General features: G+C 67.8%; 18 protein-coding genes. 9 read left to right on the forward strand and 9 right to left on the reverse strand.

The features are described 5' to 3' along the window. Both G5A07_RS12855 and rnfB read left to right on the forward strand, forming a co-directional pair. Window positions 1-591: an HAD family hydrolase gene (locus G5A07_RS12855; RefSeq protein WP_010482899.1), complete on the forward strand. Its 591-nt coding sequence runs from the start codon at window positions 1-3 to the stop codon at window positions 589-591. Window positions 592-616: 25 nt separating this feature from the next. After that, window positions 617-1,030, forward strand: coding sequence for an Rnf electron transport complex subunit RnfB (gene rnfB / locus G5A07_RS12860; protein ID WP_053091869.1), 414 nt, complete (start codon window positions 617-619; stop codon window positions 1,028-1,030). A gap of 51 nt (window positions 1,031-1,081) precedes the next feature. Here the strand turns inward: rnfB and G5A07_RS12865 are convergent, their stop codons facing one another. Then, window positions 1,082-1,429: a RidA family protein gene (locus tag G5A07_RS12865; protein WP_005410556.1), complete on the reverse strand. Its 348-nt coding sequence runs from the start codon at window positions 1,427-1,429 to the stop codon at window positions 1,082-1,084. Between the two features lie 192 nt (window positions 1,430-1,621). Here G5A07_RS12865 and mprF point away from each other — a divergent pair, with 192 nt between their 5' ends. After that, window positions 1,622-4,186, forward strand: coding sequence for a bifunctional lysylphosphatidylglycerol flippase/synthetase MprF (mprF, locus tag G5A07_RS12870; protein ID WP_191863398.1), 2,565 nt, complete (start codon window positions 1,622-1,624; stop codon window positions 4,184-4,186). Window positions 4,187-4,215: 29 nt separating this feature from the next. Here the strand turns inward: mprF and G5A07_RS12875 are convergent, their stop codons facing one another. The 4 genes from G5A07_RS12875 to G5A07_RS12890 form a co-directional block, all read right to left on the reverse strand. Next, window positions 4,216-5,562 carry an AcvB/VirJ family lysyl-phosphatidylglycerol hydrolase gene (locus G5A07_RS12875; RefSeq protein WP_029379846.1) on the reverse strand — a complete coding sequence of 449 codons (1,347 nt, stop codon included), beginning with the start codon at window positions 5,560-5,562 and terminating at the stop codon, window positions 4,216-4,218. 78 nt (window positions 5,563-5,640) lie between these two features. Beyond that, window positions 5,641-6,258: a DUF998 domain-containing protein gene (locus tag G5A07_RS12880; protein ID WP_010482890.1), complete on the reverse strand. Its 618-nt coding sequence runs from the start codon at window positions 6,256-6,258 to the stop codon at window positions 5,641-5,643. Continuing rightward, complete coding sequence (locus tag G5A07_RS12885) at window positions 6,255-6,428, reverse strand: oxidoreductase-like domain-containing protein (protein ID WP_049411906.1); 174 nt, start codon at window positions 6,426-6,428, stop codon at window positions 6,255-6,257. Before G5A07_RS12885 ends, G5A07_RS12880 begins: the two co-directional genes overlap by 4 nt. 50 nt (window positions 6,429-6,478) lie before the next feature. After that, a complete protein-coding gene (locus G5A07_RS12890) occupies window positions 6,479-7,081 on the reverse strand; it encodes a hypothetical protein (protein ID WP_019337000.1) in 603 nt (200 codons plus the stop codon). A 228-nt stretch (window positions 7,082-7,309) separates the two neighbouring features. On the opposite strand from G5A07_RS12890, the gene G5A07_RS12895 reads away from it, so the two are divergent. Continuing rightward, the gene (locus G5A07_RS12895) at window positions 7,310-8,464 is read left to right on the forward strand and encodes a tetratricopeptide repeat protein (protein ID WP_049434158.1); all 1,155 of its coding nucleotides are present in this window, start codon (window positions 7,310-7,312) and stop codon (window positions 8,462-8,464) included. 6 nt (window positions 8,465-8,470) lie between these two features. Here G5A07_RS12895 and G5A07_RS12900 read toward each other — a convergent pair whose 3' ends face one another. Beyond that, window positions 8,471-8,806, reverse strand: a complete 336-nt coding sequence (locus G5A07_RS12900) for a zinc ribbon domain-containing protein YjdM (protein ID WP_019337002.1) — start codon at window positions 8,804-8,806, stop codon at window positions 8,471-8,473. Between the two features lie 181 nt (window positions 8,807-8,987). Between G5A07_RS12900 and G5A07_RS12905 the strand changes: the two genes are divergently transcribed. The 3 genes from G5A07_RS12905 to G5A07_RS12915 all read left to right on the forward strand — a co-directional run bounded on the left by G5A07_RS12905 (window position 8,988) and on the right by G5A07_RS12915 (window position 11,066). Beyond that, window positions 8,988-10,349, forward strand: coding sequence for an Hsp70 family protein (locus G5A07_RS12905; RefSeq protein ID WP_191863399.1), 1,362 nt, complete (start codon window positions 8,988-8,990; stop codon window positions 10,347-10,349). 229 nt (window positions 10,350-10,578) lie between these two features. After that, on the forward strand, window positions 10,579-10,872 hold the full coding sequence (locus tag G5A07_RS12910; protein WP_053462562.1) for a YkgJ family cysteine cluster protein: 294 nt from the start codon (window positions 10,579-10,581) through the stop codon (window positions 10,870-10,872). Between the two features lie 11 nt (window positions 10,873-10,883). Continuing rightward, a complete protein-coding gene (locus G5A07_RS12915) occupies window positions 10,884-11,066 on the forward strand; it encodes a hypothetical protein (protein ID WP_005410566.1) in 183 nt (60 codons plus the stop codon). A 49-nt stretch (window positions 11,067-11,115) separates the two neighbouring features. Here the strand turns inward: G5A07_RS12915 and G5A07_RS12920 are convergent, their stop codons facing one another. Genes G5A07_RS12920 through G5A07_RS12930 form a run of 3 tightly spaced genes read right to left on the reverse strand, consistent with a single transcriptional unit; the run spans window position 11,116 to window position 13,116 of the window. Further along, on the reverse strand, window positions 11,116-11,997 hold the full coding sequence (locus G5A07_RS12920; RefSeq protein WP_191863400.1) for a DUF4097 family beta strand repeat-containing protein: 882 nt from the start codon (window positions 11,995-11,997) through the stop codon (window positions 11,116-11,118). 10 nt (window positions 11,998-12,007) lie between these two features. Next, the gene (locus tag G5A07_RS12925; protein ID WP_049434164.1) at window positions 12,008-12,541 is read right to left on the reverse strand and encodes a hypothetical protein; all 534 of its coding nucleotides are present in this window, start codon (window positions 12,539-12,541) and stop codon (window positions 12,008-12,010) included. Then, a complete protein-coding gene (locus G5A07_RS12930; RefSeq protein WP_191863401.1) occupies window positions 12,538-13,116 on the reverse strand; it encodes a sigma-70 family RNA polymerase sigma factor in 579 nt (192 codons plus the stop codon). The genes G5A07_RS12925 and G5A07_RS12930 overlap by 4 nt, the downstream gene beginning before the upstream one ends. Window positions 13,117-13,242: 126 nt before the next feature. On the opposite strand from G5A07_RS12930, the gene G5A07_RS12935 reads away from it, so the two are divergent. Both G5A07_RS12935 and G5A07_RS12940 read left to right on the forward strand, forming a co-directional pair. Further along, window positions 13,243-13,422 carry a hypothetical protein gene (locus tag G5A07_RS12935; protein WP_010482869.1) on the forward strand — a complete coding sequence of 60 codons (180 nt, stop codon included), beginning with the start codon at window positions 13,243-13,245 and terminating at the stop codon, window positions 13,420-13,422. A gap of 34 nt (window positions 13,423-13,456) precedes the next feature. Continuing rightward, entirely contained in the window at window positions 13,457-14,050 is a 594-nt protein-coding gene (locus G5A07_RS12940; protein ID WP_010482867.1) for a mechanosensitive ion channel family protein, read from the forward strand. Window positions 14,051-14,183 lie beyond the last annotated feature (133 nt).

Consider the following 14,183-nt stretch of genomic DNA (forward strand, 5'->3'; position numbering starts at 1 on the left):
ATGGAACTGGCGCTGTTCGACTTCGACCACACCGTGACCACCTGCGATACCTATGGCCGTTTCCTGCGCCGCGTGGCCACCGCCGAACAGCTGGCACAGGCGTGGTGGAAGATTGGTCCATGGCTGGCCGCGTACAAGCTGAAACTGATCTCGGCCGAGCGCATCCGCGCGCGCGTCACCCGTTTGACCTTCAGCGACCGCCACAGCGATGACATCGCCACGCTGGCCGCCGGCTTCTCGCGTGAGTTCCTGCCCGACGTGGTGCGCCCGGAAATGCTGGAGCAGATCCGCTGGCACAAGGAACAGCAGCACACCGTGGTGATCGTGTCCGGCTCGCTGGACCTGTACCTGCGGCCATGGTGCGAACAGCTGGGCCTGCAGTTGATCTGCAACAGGCTGGAAAGCCAGGACGGCCGCCTCACAGGCCGTTATGCCGGTGGCGACTGTGGCCCGCGCAAGGTTGAGCACATCCGTCGCCAGTTCGACCTGTCGCGCTACGTGCGCATCCATGCCTACGGTGACAGTTCCGAAGACAAGCCGATGCTGGCGCTGGCCCACGAGCGCTGGTTCCGTGGCAAACCCCTGAAATGACCCCAACGCGCAGCCTTCGCCACGCATGAGCCTGATCCCGCCCCTGACCGAACGCCTCGACCGCCTGCTGCCGCAGACCCAATGCGGGCAATGCGGCTACGACGGCTGCCGCCCGTACGCGCAGGCCATGGCTCGCGGCGAAGCAGGCGTGGACCACTGCCCGCCGGGCGGAGATACCGGTGCGCGCGCACTGGCGCAGGTGCTCGGAGTACCTGCCATTCCCTTCGATCGATCGCGCGGCGAGCACAAGGCGCCGCAGGTGGCGCTGATCGTGGAAGCCGACTGCATCGGCTGCACCAAGTGCATCCAGGCCTGCCCGGTGGACGCCATCGTCGGCGGCGCCAAGTACATGCACACGGTAATCGCCGATCTGTGCACCGGCTGCGAGCTGTGCATCCCGCCATGCCCGGTGGACTGCATCGAGCTGGTGCCGCTGTAACGGGGTCAGATCCGCTTTCCTGAGCGAAAAGGATCTGACCCCATTCAATCGTTACGGTACTGCCGCCGTCACCACGATCTCGACCTTCCAGTCAGCGTGGGCCAGCTTGGCCTCGACCGTGGCACGTGCCGGGGTCGCGCCTTCAACCACCCACTCGTCCCACGCCTTGTTCATGCCGTCGAAGTCGGCCATGTCGGCCAGGAACACTTCGGCGCGCAGCACGTGCTGGCGGTCACTGGCGACCAGCGCCAGCAGCTTGTCGATCTCCGCCAGCACCTGCCGGGTCTGGCCGGTGATGTCCTGGCTGGTGTCTTCCGGAATCTGGCCGGAGAGGTAGGCGACCTTGTTGTATACGGTCATTTCGGACATGCGCGGTCCGACGTCGTAACGCTCCATCATGGGCGTGGCTCCTGCGGTTGATCAGGCCTGCATTGTCCTCCAAACCGGTCGACGGTGGGTGCACGGGTACCCTCCGCGACACGTCACTACCGGGCTCCGACGGTCCCACTGGTCAAATGACGATGACAGGCGCACGATGCGCCACGCCCGCGTTGACACCGCCCTCGCCCCTCCTGCCGCACCCTTGCGCCGATGACCGCCCCCGTCGATTCCACCACTGCCCCTTCCACGCCAACCTGGAAGCGGGTTGCCACCATCGTCATCCCGCTGCTGATCCTCGCCCTGGCCCTGCACGGCCTGGCCAATGAGTTCGACGAGCACGGCTATCGTGCGATCCGCCAGGCGTTCCGGCAGCTCAGCGGCACGCAGATCGCGCTCACCGTGGTACTCGGCCTGGCCAGTTACGCCTGCCTGATCGGCTTCGATGCCATCGGCCTGCGTCGCAGCGGCATCCGCGTGCACCCCGCGCGCGTCGGCATCACCGCTTTCCTTGCGCACACGCTGGGCCAGACCGTGGGCTTTGCCGCGTTGACCGGTGGCGCGGTGCGCCTGCGCGGCTACCGCAGCGCCGGCCTGGACCTGGCGCAGATTGGCCAGGTGGTGCTGATGAGCACGCTCGGTTTCGTATTCGGTGCATGGCTGTTGATCAGCGTGGCCCTGTGCATGGAACCGGCGGCGGCAGCGTTGGCATTGCCCTTGAATCCCGATGCCGTGCGCATCGTCGGCATCGTCGCCCTGCTCGCCTATCTCGGCACCGTGCTGCTGGTCGGCCGCGATGGACGGCAGTTCAGCGTGTTCGGTCACGCCTTGTGGCTGCCCGACCGCAGCACCATGATCGGTGTCACCGTACTCAGCGTCATCGAGCTGGTGCTGGCCAGTGCCGCGTTCTACGTGCTGCTGCCGGACTCCACGCCGACCGGCCTGCCGGGCTTCGTCGGCCTCTACCTGGTGGCAGTGCTGGCCGGCCTGGTCTCCACCGTGCCCGCAGGCCTGGGTGTGTTCGAGTGGAGCCTGCTGAAGCTGTTGCCGCAGGTGGCACCGGCAGCGGTGCTGGCGGCAGCGCTGATCTACCGCGTCACCTACTACGTGCTGCCGCTGGTGCTGGCCACCCTGCTCGCCCTTGCGCCCGCCCTGCGTCAGCCGCTGCAGGCCAGCGCCGGGGCAACCCGTGCCGGCTGGAACGCGCTGCGCCCGTGGCTGCCGCAGATCATCGCACTGGCGGTGTTCAGCATCGGCGCCGCGCTGGTCATCGACGGCACGCTGCCGACGCCACGCCGTCACCTGGTCAACGCATCGCTGCCGATCCTGGAAACCTCGCACCTGATCGGCAGCCTCAGCGGCGTCGCCCTGCTGCTGATCGGCCAGGGCCTGGCCCGGCGCAGCCACGCCGCGTGGATGCTGGCAATGGCGGTGTGCGTGATCACCCCGTTGCCGCTGTGGCTGCGGGGTGGCCAACTGTTGATCGCCGTCTCTGCAGTACTGGTGGCGATGGCGCTGTGGGCCGCACGTCGCGAGTTCTACCGCCAGGGTGCGCTGCTGGACGAAGCCTGGTCGTGGCCGTGGCTGCGCAATCTCGGCCTGGTGCTGGTCGCGGTCACCTGGCTGCTGTTCTTCACCTACAGCCATGTCGAGTACCAGAACGAGCTGTGGTGGCAGTTCGCGGTGTCGGGCAACGCACCGCGCGCGCTGCGTGCATTGCTGGTGGTAGCCATCGCGCTGGTGATGTTCGGCCTGGCGCGGCTGCTGCACAGCACCCGCAGCCCGCTGCCGGCCGCCGACGAAGCCACGCTGCAATCACTGGCGCCGGTATTGGCCGGCGCCACCGATACCCAGGCCTGCCTGGTACTGACCGCCGACAAGGCAGTGCTGCGCGATGATGCGAAACAGGGCTTCGTGATGATGCAGCGCTACGGCGGTTCGCTGATCGCGATGGGCGACCCGGTCGGCCCGCCCGACGTGGCGCGCGCGCTGATCTGGCGCTTCCGCGAGGAAGCCGACCGGTTGGGCCTGCGCCCGGTGTTCTACCAGGTGGGCGAGACCTACTGGCAGACCTACCTCGACCTGGGCCTGGGCCTGGTCAAGCTGGGCGAGGAAGCGATGGTGCCGCTGCATGATTTCGGGCTGGAAGGTCGCGAACGCGCCGATCTACGCCAGGCCTGGAACCGGGGCAAGCGCGGCGGCCTGTCCTTCCGCGTGGCACCGGTGGAGGAGATTCCCAGCCTGCTGCCGCGCCTGCACGCAATTTCCAATGCATGGCTGGAAGACAAGGCCGGCGATGAGAAGGGCTTCTCGCTGGGCAGCTACGACCCCGATTACCTGGTGCGCTTCCCGGTAGCGCTGGTCGAGGCCGAAGGCCAGATCGTGGCGTTCGCCAACCTGTGGCAGGCACCGGCCGGCGCCGAGCTGTCGGTCGACCTGATGCGCCACGTCAACGAAGCACCGAAGGGCACGATGGACTTCCTCTTCATCGAACTGTTCCTGTGGGGCCGCGCGCAGGGTTATGCGCGTTTCTCGCTGGGCATGGCGCCGTTGTCCGGTCTGGCCCAGCATCGGCTGGCCGGTCGCTGGAACCGCCTGGCCGGCCTGCTGGCGCGGCATGGCGAACGCTTCTATGGCTTCAGTGGCCTGCGCCGCTTCAAGTCGAAGTTCGATCCGCAGTGGCGGCCACGCTATCTCGCGGCGCCCGGCGGCATGCATCTGCCGGCCGCGCTGCTGGATGCCACGCGCCTGATCTCGCTGGATCCGCGGCGGAACTGAAGCCGCGATGCGTCGGGCATGGCTTGACGCTACGCCCCGCCCTTGAGGATCACTTCAGCCAAGCGATCGTAGTCACCCCCGAAATGGTGATCGCCCGGCAGCTTCACCTTCCTCACGCCGTCATTGGCCGGCAGGTCCGGGCACAGTGCGTCCTCATCCTTGTCGCCGTACACGCACAACGTTTTTTCCGCCGGCAGCCTGGCCACTTCCGGCGCGATCGGCAGGCCGTCGCCGCCACCGCCCAGCCAGTTGCTGACATGGAATTCGAAGTCGGCCTTCCTGCCCACCGACAGCAGCACGATGCGCTCCAGCGCCTCGCGGGTACCGGCGTCGAGCTGGTTGATCGTGGCCGGCAGCACGTCGGCGCCCTGCGAGAAACCAATCAGCATCACCTTGTCTCGGTGCCACTGCTGGCGGTAGTGGTCGATGATCTTCTGCAGGTCGCCCGCAAAGCCCTTCGGTGTGCGCTCGCTCCAGAAGTAGCGCAGCGAATCGATGCCGACTACCGCCACGCCATGCTCGTTGAGTGACGACGCCACGTTCTTGTCCAGGCCAGCCCAGCCACCGTCGCCGGAGACGAACACCGCCAGCGTATCGCCGTTGCCGGTCGCCGGCATTTCCACCACCGGCAGGCCCTTCAGTGCAGCAGGCGGGGGTGCCAGGCTGACGCCGGCCTGCGCGCCGATCACCCGTGCCGCAGCCACCAGGCCCGGTGACGCATCACCGCGCGCAGTACGCTTGAACTCGCGCGCCATGGCGACCTGCTGCACGAACTGGCTGGCCTCCCCCACCTTGCAGCCGTGGTCACCGGCCGCACTCAACCACGGGAAGTTCAGCTCGGTAGGCTGAAGTTTGTTGTGCTTCACACCATCGCCGCAGACCATGCGCTGGTGGTTGTGGTCCGGGCAGAAGCCGGTGGTCAGCACGCCGGCGAACACCTGGGTATCGGCCTGCGCTGCGAGCGAATAGGCCATCTCGGCACCTTCACCATCACCGCCGACCAGCGGCAGGTGGTAACCGGGCAGATGCAGCGAGGCCTGCAGCCAGCGTGAGAAATTCTCGACGTCACCGGAACCGAACGAACAGGTCGGGTCCCCCTCGCGCTTGAGCACACCGCGCAGGTGCGCAATGTCCACTGCCGCGACCAGCGCGCCATCGGCACGTAGGGCCTCGATCGGCAGGCGGCTGGTGTCACCGCCAGCCGTGGGTTCATGGAACCAGATCACCACCCGTTGCGGCGTGCCGGCCGGCATGTGCACCGGAATCTGCTCGAACCGCCCATGGCTGAACTGCTGCGGGGTCACTGCCGCCGTCGCCGGCAGCGCGGCCAGCGCCAGTACCACACCCATTGCCCTGCCCAGCCCTGCACGCTTCATATCGCATCCCCGATGGAATGCGCACACGATACGCCGCCGCCGCGTGCACGGCACGTACCGGCGCAGGCCGTTGGGGATTCAGTGGGCCGCGGCCTGGCGGCTGCGACGGTACAGGGCCATCGCCAGATACAGCAGCCAGCCAACGATCACCGCGATCACCACTTTCTGTCCCAGCCCACGCGGTGGTCCACCACGCCACAGCACATGCAGCCACAGCAGCACGAAGGCCAGCCATGCCCAGCCCCAGAGCAGGCCCGCGGCGGACTGCCAACCCGGTTCGCGGCGCAGGTACCAGGCCTGCAGCAGCATGCCGACGCTGGCACACAGGAACGCCGTGTTGGCTGCCAGTCCATGGATGAACGGTGCCAGCAACGGCGTCGCTTCAGGCAGCCAGCTGTCGCCGATCGCCACCGTCGCCAGGCCCAGCGCGGAAACCGTGAACAGCAAGGGGGCGGCCGCACTGCGCCGCGGGCCGATGCTGCCGCGATACAGCGCAATGCCAAGTGCGGCAATGGCCAGCGCCAGCAGGCAGTAGGCAGCACGCAATGCAAGCCCCCACGGCCCGTGCAGGTACAGGCTCAAGGTCGCCCGCACCCAGTCCAGATCACTGCGCGCGACCTGGGTCCACAGCGCGGTGGCCACGAACAGCAGCAGCGCCACCAGTGCCAGCACCGCCGCCGGGCGCGCACGGCTCATGGTGCGGCCTCGGGATGCCGCGCCTTCCACTCGGCCAGTGCCTTGCGGTAGCGCTGCAGCTCATCGGAATACAGGTCCAGCACGCACAGCGGGCAGCCACTGCCGCAGCATTCGTTGGGACCGGGCTCTTCCGGTGGCAGCGGGCGGGGATCGGGATCAGGAACGGACACGGTCGGAAACAACAATCATTGGAAACAGGCCACCAGTGTAACGGGCCAGCTCAACCACCCAGTTGGCGACGCAGGTTGTCACGCGCGGCCGCGTCCAGGCGCTGATGGAAGAACTCACTGAGGAAAATCCGCGGTGCGCGCAGCAGGCCCTGCAGGAATCGGCGGCGGCCGGCACGGTACAGGAAGCCGGGCACCACGCCCTTGTATTCTTCGGCCACGCCACGGTCATAGGCGGCGAACACCGGCTCCGGTGCAGCCAGGATCGCCATGTCGCAGTCCAGGAACAGCGCCGCCTCGGCATCCACATCCTCCGGACCCAGCGCGCCATGGCGGGCGGTCAGCAGGATCAACTGCTCCACGCGAGCAGCGTCGACACCGGCAAGCGCCGGCGCCTGTGCGATCGCCTGCAGGGCCAGCTGCGCCGAACGCGCCTCGTTGTCCTTGCGCCCCGCCTGGTAGATCGCGTCGTGATAGAGCACGGCCAAATAGATCTCGGCCGGCTGCTTCCAGCCGGGGCCATCGGCCACCTCCTGGCAGTGCTGCAGCACCGCGCGCACATGGCCGAAGTGGTGGTAGGCGCGTGGCGGCGTGGCATAGCTGTCCTGCAGCGCCTGCCACTGCGCCGGGGCAAGCGTCAGCGGTGAGAAGTCCATGCCCGGATCATCCCGCCTGTGCCGGCGCCGGGCAAGCTGGCGGTTTTTTCACCACGCACTCACAACGCTTGCCAGGCGAGGCCCGGAGCCAGTTGTCCACAGCTTTGTCGCGCGCTGGTCCACATCGGTTGTGGATGAACGCGGCGCCGACCAACGGTCGCTGCAGCTGGACATCCATGGGAATACACTCGCCACAGGCGGGAGCGCCCGCCGCTGCCGGGAACCGTCATGTACCGTTCTGCCGCCCATTGCCTCACCCTTTCGCTGCTGGCCTTCTGTGCTCCTGCCTTCGGCGCAGGCCAGGCACCGCCCGCCGATGTGGTGACGACCCCGACCATCACCGTGTCGGCCGCACGCGTGCCGACCCCGGAAGAAGTGTTCGCCATTCCCGCGGACCTGCGTGCGATGCTCCAGAAGCAGGTGATCCAGCGCAGCTACTCCCGCGACCAGCGCCTGCAGGCGCTCGTGGAGATGATCTTCGACCAGCACGGGCTGGACCTGCAGTACGACGCCAATGCGACCTACACCGTCAGCGATATCTGGCAGCACCGCCGCGCCAACTGCCTGGCCTTCACCCTGCTGTTCGTAACGCTTGCGCGGGAGGCGGGCATCCAGGCCCGCGTGCAGGAAGTGGGGCAGGTGGTGTCCTGGTACCAGGACCAGGACGCGGGCGTGGTCTACAGCGTTGGTCACGTCAACGCCGGCGTCGATGTCGGCGGCCGCTTCGGTACCGTCGACCTGGATCGCAATGTGCTCTATGACCGCCGCGGGCCGGTTCCCGTCAGCCGTGCGCGGGCATTGGCGCATTTCTACAACAACCGGGGTGCGGAGCGCCTCGCCGACGGGGACTTCGGCGGCGCCCGTGCATTCTTCGACGCGTCCCTGGCTCAGGACAGCGGATTCGCTCCGGTGTGGAACAACCTCGGCGTGCTCGACCACCGCGAAGGCAACAACGAGGCGGCGCGGCAGGCGCTGGATCGATCGCTGCAGCTGGACGGCCGCCAGGATGCCGCACTGACCAATGCCTCCGCGCTGTTCCGCAGCCTGGGCTTGACCGCGCAGGCGCAGTCACTTGAGCGCCGGTTGAAGTCGGTGCAGCGCGAAGACCCGTTCGCGCAGTACATGTTAGGCGCCAAGGCCGAACGGGCCGGCCAGCTGGACCAGGCGATCCGCTATTACCGGCAGGCCGTGCGCCTGTATGACACCGCGCATCAGTTCCACTTCGGGCTGGCGCGGGTCTATTTCCTGGCTGGCCAGCTCAAGCGCGCCGATCGCGAACTGCTGCGTGCACAGGAACTGGGGGGCGCGCCGGAGCAGGCGCGCTACCAGGCCAAGCTGGACAGCCTGGCCCGCTGGCGCGCGCAGCAGCAGGCCAGGCGCTGAAGGCGGTCAGGCCTTCTTGAGGAAGCAGGTCTTCAGGACCAGGCCCTTGATCTTGTCCGAGTTGCCTTCGATGTGCTCGGCATCATCCTCGACCAGGCGGATGTTGCGGATCACGGTGCCCTGCTTGAGCGGGATCGAGGAGCCCTTGACCTTCAGGTCCTTGATCACGGTGACGGTGTCGCCGGCCTGCAGGGTATTGCCGTTGCTGTCACGCACGACCAGGGCGGACCCGGCGCTTTCCTCGGCGGTCCATTCGAAACCGCAGTCGGCGCAGATCCACAGCGCACCATCGGCGTAGGTGTTTTCCAGGGTGCACTGCGGGCAGGCGGGGGCAGAAGACATCAGCAAGTACCTCAAAGTGAATCAACAGCCGCCATTGTAACCGGCTGGCTTCCCCGGCCCTTTTCCGGGCAGGCTCCGGCTGCCCACTGGACCCGGACCAGAACAGCACGCCCGCTGGAACTTGCAGTCGGCGGCGAACTGCAGCAGAGTGCGCGGCCCCTGATCGCCCCCGGAACTCCCCATGCGCCTCGGCATCGACTTCGGTACCAGCAACTCCGCCGCCGCCATCGTGCATGAGGGAAAACTGCTGCCGATCCGCTTCGGCGATGCCGAGCAGTTCCGCACCAGCGTGTATTTCCCCGGCGTGGTGCCCGACCCGGACGACTTCCAGCTCGATGACGGCCAGGAACACCAGCTGCAGCAGATGATCGACAGCGCCGCGCGCGCAGCCCGTGCCGCCGGCCAGGAACGCACGCCACAGGCACTGCGCCGCGAAGCCCTGCGCGCACTGCGCCGGGAATGGATGGAAGCCCGCGCCGGCAAGGAACGCAGCGCCAGCGACCTGCTGCAGAACGCGGTCTACGGCGATGACGCGCTGGAAGCCTATTTCGAGGAACACGAAGGCAACCTGGTGCAGAGCCCGAAGTCGATGCTGGGCTACAACCTGCACCCGCGCGCGAAGCAGACCATCACCGGCATCGCCGCGCACATCCTCGAACATATCCGACTGACCGCCAGCGCCCAGCTCGGCCAGCCGCTGCGCGCGGCCCTGCTCGGTCGCCCGGTGCAGTTCCGCAGCTCGATCGGTGCGGCCGGCAACGACCAGGCGCTGGACATCCTGCGCGAGGCCGCCACCCAGGCCGGCTTCGACCAGATCGATTTCCTCGAGGAACCCGCTGCGGCGGCCATGCATTACCACGCCGAAAGCCGCGAGCGGCACCAGGCGGTGATCGTCGACATCGGTGGCGGTACCACCGACATCGCGCATGCCGAAGTCGGCGGCGACGATGCCCCGCGCATCCACCGCGCCTGGGGTATCGCCCGCGGCGGTACCGACATCGACCTGGCGCTGAGCCTGTCCAGCTACATGCCGCTGTTCGGCCGCGGCATCACCCGCGTGCCGGCCCACCACTACGTGGAAGCGGCCACGGTGCAGGACATGACCCGCCAGCGCGAGTTCCGCCTGCACAAGTACGACCATGTGGACGCACCGTGGGGCGACCGCCTGCAGGCGCTGCAGGACATCGGCAACACCGCGCGGCTGTACCGCGACGTCGAACGCGCCAAGATCGCCCTCAGTGCCGCCAGCGAGCACCGCAGCACGCTGGACTACATTGCCCGCGACCTGCATGCCGACAGCAGCGCCGCCGGCCTGGCCGCTGCCGCTCACGGCTACCTGGAGCAGATCCGGGAACTGCTGGCCCAGGTCCGCAGCGACATCGGGGGCGACCCGGATGCGGTGTTCCTCACCGGCGGCATGTCCCGCGCCGGTTACCTGCGCCAGGCCGTGGCCGAGGCCTTTCCAGGCGCCCGCATGGTCCACGGCGAGCCCTCGCTGGGCGTGGTCCAGGGCCTGGCCTTGGCGGCAGCCAGCCAGGATTAACAAAACGTTACGCGGTCTAAGTTACTCTTGGTTGGCTAGAACTCCGCTGCACCTTCCACCGGCCACGCCGGTGTGTGTCCACGGTGCAGCCTGGCCCGCCCTGCGGGCCTAGCGGCCATGCCTTCCTGGCTCGTTCATGGTCCGCGCAGCACCTGAGCCGCCATCGAGACCCGCTTTGGGCACCCGCCAGGCCCCTGTGGCCTTACAACCTGACGCAGCACCTGCACCCATCGACTGCCGCCGTTGTGACGCGGTCTGTTGCCGGCTGCCCGTGCTGCTGCAGCCCGGCGACCACGTGCCTGGCCAGTTCCTGTCACGCGACACCCACGGCCGTGCCGTGATGGCGCGCAACGAGGAAGGCTGGTGTGCGGCGATCGATCCCTATCACCTGCGCTGCACGATCTATTCGCAGCGCCCGGCGATCTGCCGCCAGTTTTCGATGGGCGGCGATGACTGCCGCCGCGAGCGGCAGGACTACCTGCGCCAGGCCGATGCCTGGGCGCTTTCCTCCCCTTCCACCTGACAGGAGCAACCATGCCCCGCAAGGCAAAGACCCCCGCGAAGGCCAGCAACAGCATCCGCAGCGAACGCAAGGGCGCGGCCGCCAGCACCGTGGTCAGCAGCGATTCGATCGCTTCGGACCTGGCAGCGTTCCGCAAGGCCGGTGGCAAGATCGAAGTCCTCGGCACCACCTGGGCACTGAAGAAGGCCAGCTGACCCAACACTGACCGCGGCGGCGCTGCCGCCGCGGCCTGCCGGATCGCGCTCAGCGGTCCAGGCGTACCCGCACACTGCCCGAATGCGACTGGATGCGGATGTCACCGTCGCCGCCGCCCAGCCGCGTATCGAGGTGGCTGCCCGGCCCATAGCGCGGCCGCTCCACCTGCCCGGCATCGCTGTTGATCGACCCGCTGAAGCTGTTCACCGACAGCTGTGCCGACACCGTGCGCGGCAGGCTCAGCGTGACCGAGGCACTGACCGATTCGACATTGATGCGGCCACCGGGTGCCAATCCGGCTGCTGCCAGATCGATGCTGCCCGAGACGGTCTCCACCGCCAGCCGCTGCAGGCGCCCGGCGTCCACCTCGACCCGGCCGGACACCGTCTGCGCACCGATATCACCGGATACCCCGCCGCCGGCCTCGATCCGGCCACTGACCGTATTCACGTCCAGCTTCGGCGTCTGCAGGCGTGCACTGACGCTGCCACTGACCGTGTTGAGCTTGCTGTCGCCACTGCGGCCAGCTGCGCTCAGGCTGCCGCTGACCGTGTCGGCCTGCAGCCGTCGCACATCGATGCCACTGATGTCCTGGCTGGCGCTGACCGTGCTCAGCAGCAGCTCCACCGAGCGCGGCACGTTCAGCACCAGCGTCGCGCCACCATTGTTGCTGCGGCGCGGATATTCGATCTCCCAGCGCACACGGTTGGCACTTTTCTCCTGCCGCAGCTGCAGGCCGTCGCTGAGCGTGCCGGTGAGCTGCACGTCATTGCGGTCCCAGCCACGCACGGTCACCTTGCCGGCCACGTTGCTCAGCTCGATGCGACCGCCCGCAGCCAGGGTGTGGCGCTCGTCGATGCGGGTGTCGGCCAGCGCTACGGCAGGGGCCAGCAGCAGCGCGACACAGCAGGAAATCAGGGTTCGGGTCATGGGGGTCTCCTCAGGTCGTCAAGCCGGACTCGGCGGCATAGGCCGCCTGCCGGGTCAGTTCCAGCCGCAGCGCATAGGTGCGCTTGAGCTGGCCAAGCAGGTGCGGCGCACGCGGGTCCTGCGCCAGGGCGGCACGGATCTGCGCCGCGCTTTCATCCAGTTCGTGCAGGGCCGGCTGCCATTCCGGCGCCCGTCCATCGGGCAGCGAAGCAACGGCCTGCTGGTACTGCTCGGTCATCGCCGCCGCCTGCAGCTGCAGTGCTGAAGGTACCGGTACCTCCGGCTGCGCATGGCGCCACGGCGCCACGGCGTAGACCGCCAGGCTGGCCGCCAACGCCGCACCCACCGGCAACCACCAACGCCGACGCGAACGGATCGGCAGGGCCACCACGTTGTCGCCCGGTGCAGGTGCCGCCTGCGGCCCACGCGGCGGCAGCTGGGCCGAAAGGCGTGCCCAGCCATCGGTAGGTACGTCGCGCTCGCTTGGCAGCGCGCGTAGCCGTGCCAGTAGATCGTGGTCGGAATCGTGGTCGTGTGTATTCATGTCATGTCTCCCAGCCGTGCGCGCAACAGGCCGCGCGCACGATGCAACTGTGCCTTGGAACTGCCGACGGCCATCTGCAGCTGTTCGGCGATTTCCTGGTGTTTCCAGCCTTCGATGTCGTGCAGTACCAGTACCGCACGTGCCCGTGGCGGCAGCGTCGACAGCGCCCGTTCGAGGTCGCGTTCGGTGCCGGCACAGCGGTCGTGTACCGCCAGTTCCTGCAACCCTCCGTCCACTTCGTCGAGGCTGTCATGGTCCTGCCCGCCGGCACGCCCGCGCAGTTCCATCAGCGCGGCGTTGACGCCCAGCCGGTGCAGCCAGGTCGACAGGGTGCTCTCGAAACGGAAGCCCGGCAGCGCCTTCCATGCCTGCAGGAACGCTTCCTGCAGCGCGTCCTCGGCGCGTGCCTGCTGGCCGCCACACAGCCGCCACAGCACAGCGAATACCCGGGGCGCGTGGCGCCGGTACAGCAGTTCATAGGCCGCGGTGTCGCCGGCGGCGGCCGCCCGCACCAGGGCGGGTTCGTCGACGGCGTCGTTGGCGGCAGGCAGCGCGGGCATGGTGGTGTCGAGCATATCGCTTGGATGCGGCAACCCGGAAAAAGGTTTAGAGCTCATCCACGATCAATGCCATGCAACCTTTTTGATGGCTGCTGCATCCATGGAAGGTCCTTCGCAAAATTGCCGTCCAGGAGTCCTGCCATGTCCAGCCCATCCTGCGCCGCCCTGTTGGTGATCACCGCCTGCTTACTGTTGCAGGCGATGGGCCTGTCACTGCAGCTGCGTCCCGACAATGGCCGCGCCTGCCTGCAGCAGCACCGCCAGGAGCTGGTCTGCCTGGCCTGGACCCCGGCGGTCGAATCCCCCGCACGCGCCGGGTAACATCGGGGGCCGTTTCCCCCTCCGTAGTCGCCCCATGATGTTGTCGCTGAAGGATCACCTGCCCGCCTGGACTCACCCGTGGCTGAACTACGCCGGCGTCGCCGTGCAGATCGTACTGGTGCTGCTGGTTGCGTGGCTCCTGCGCGTGCTCGCCCGTCGCCTGATCCGCCGCTTCGCCGAGCACTACACGCTGCCGCCCGAAATGGTGATGGGTGCACGCCGGATCACCAGCTTCGTGGTCTATTTCAGTGCCCTGCTGTACATCCTCAGCCTGCTCGGCGCGAAGCCGTCGGTGCTGTGGACCGCCTTCACCGGCTTCGCAGCCGTGGGCGCGGTGGCCTTCTTCGCGGCGTGGAGCGTGCTGTCCAACATCTTCTGCACGCTGCTGATCTTCACCACCCGCCCGTTCCGCCTGCACGACTACATCGAGGTGCTGGAGAACGGCGAGAAGCCGGGCCTGAAGGGCCGGGTGATCGACGTGAACCTGATCTACACCACACTGCAGGAGACCGGCGACGGCCACGAGGGCACGGTGCTGCAGCTGCCGAACAATCTGTTCTTCCAGCGCACGGTGCGCCGCTGGCGCGACCCGGCACAGGCCCCCGGTGGCATCCAGGGCGACGGCTGAGGGTGGGGTTTTCGGCAGGGCTGCGCCCTGCACCTGCTCGGAGCAACGGCAACGGCAAAAGCATGCTATCCGTGGGATGGCGGGGTGGGTCCGGTTGAGGGGGACGCTGCAAGTACGTCCATGTAAGCTCGGT

It is taken from the genome of Stenotrophomonas sp. AS012628, from assembly GCF_010608305.1.
Lineage (GTDB): Bacteria > Pseudomonadota > Gammaproteobacteria > Xanthomonadales > Xanthomonadaceae > Stenotrophomonas > Stenotrophomonas geniculata.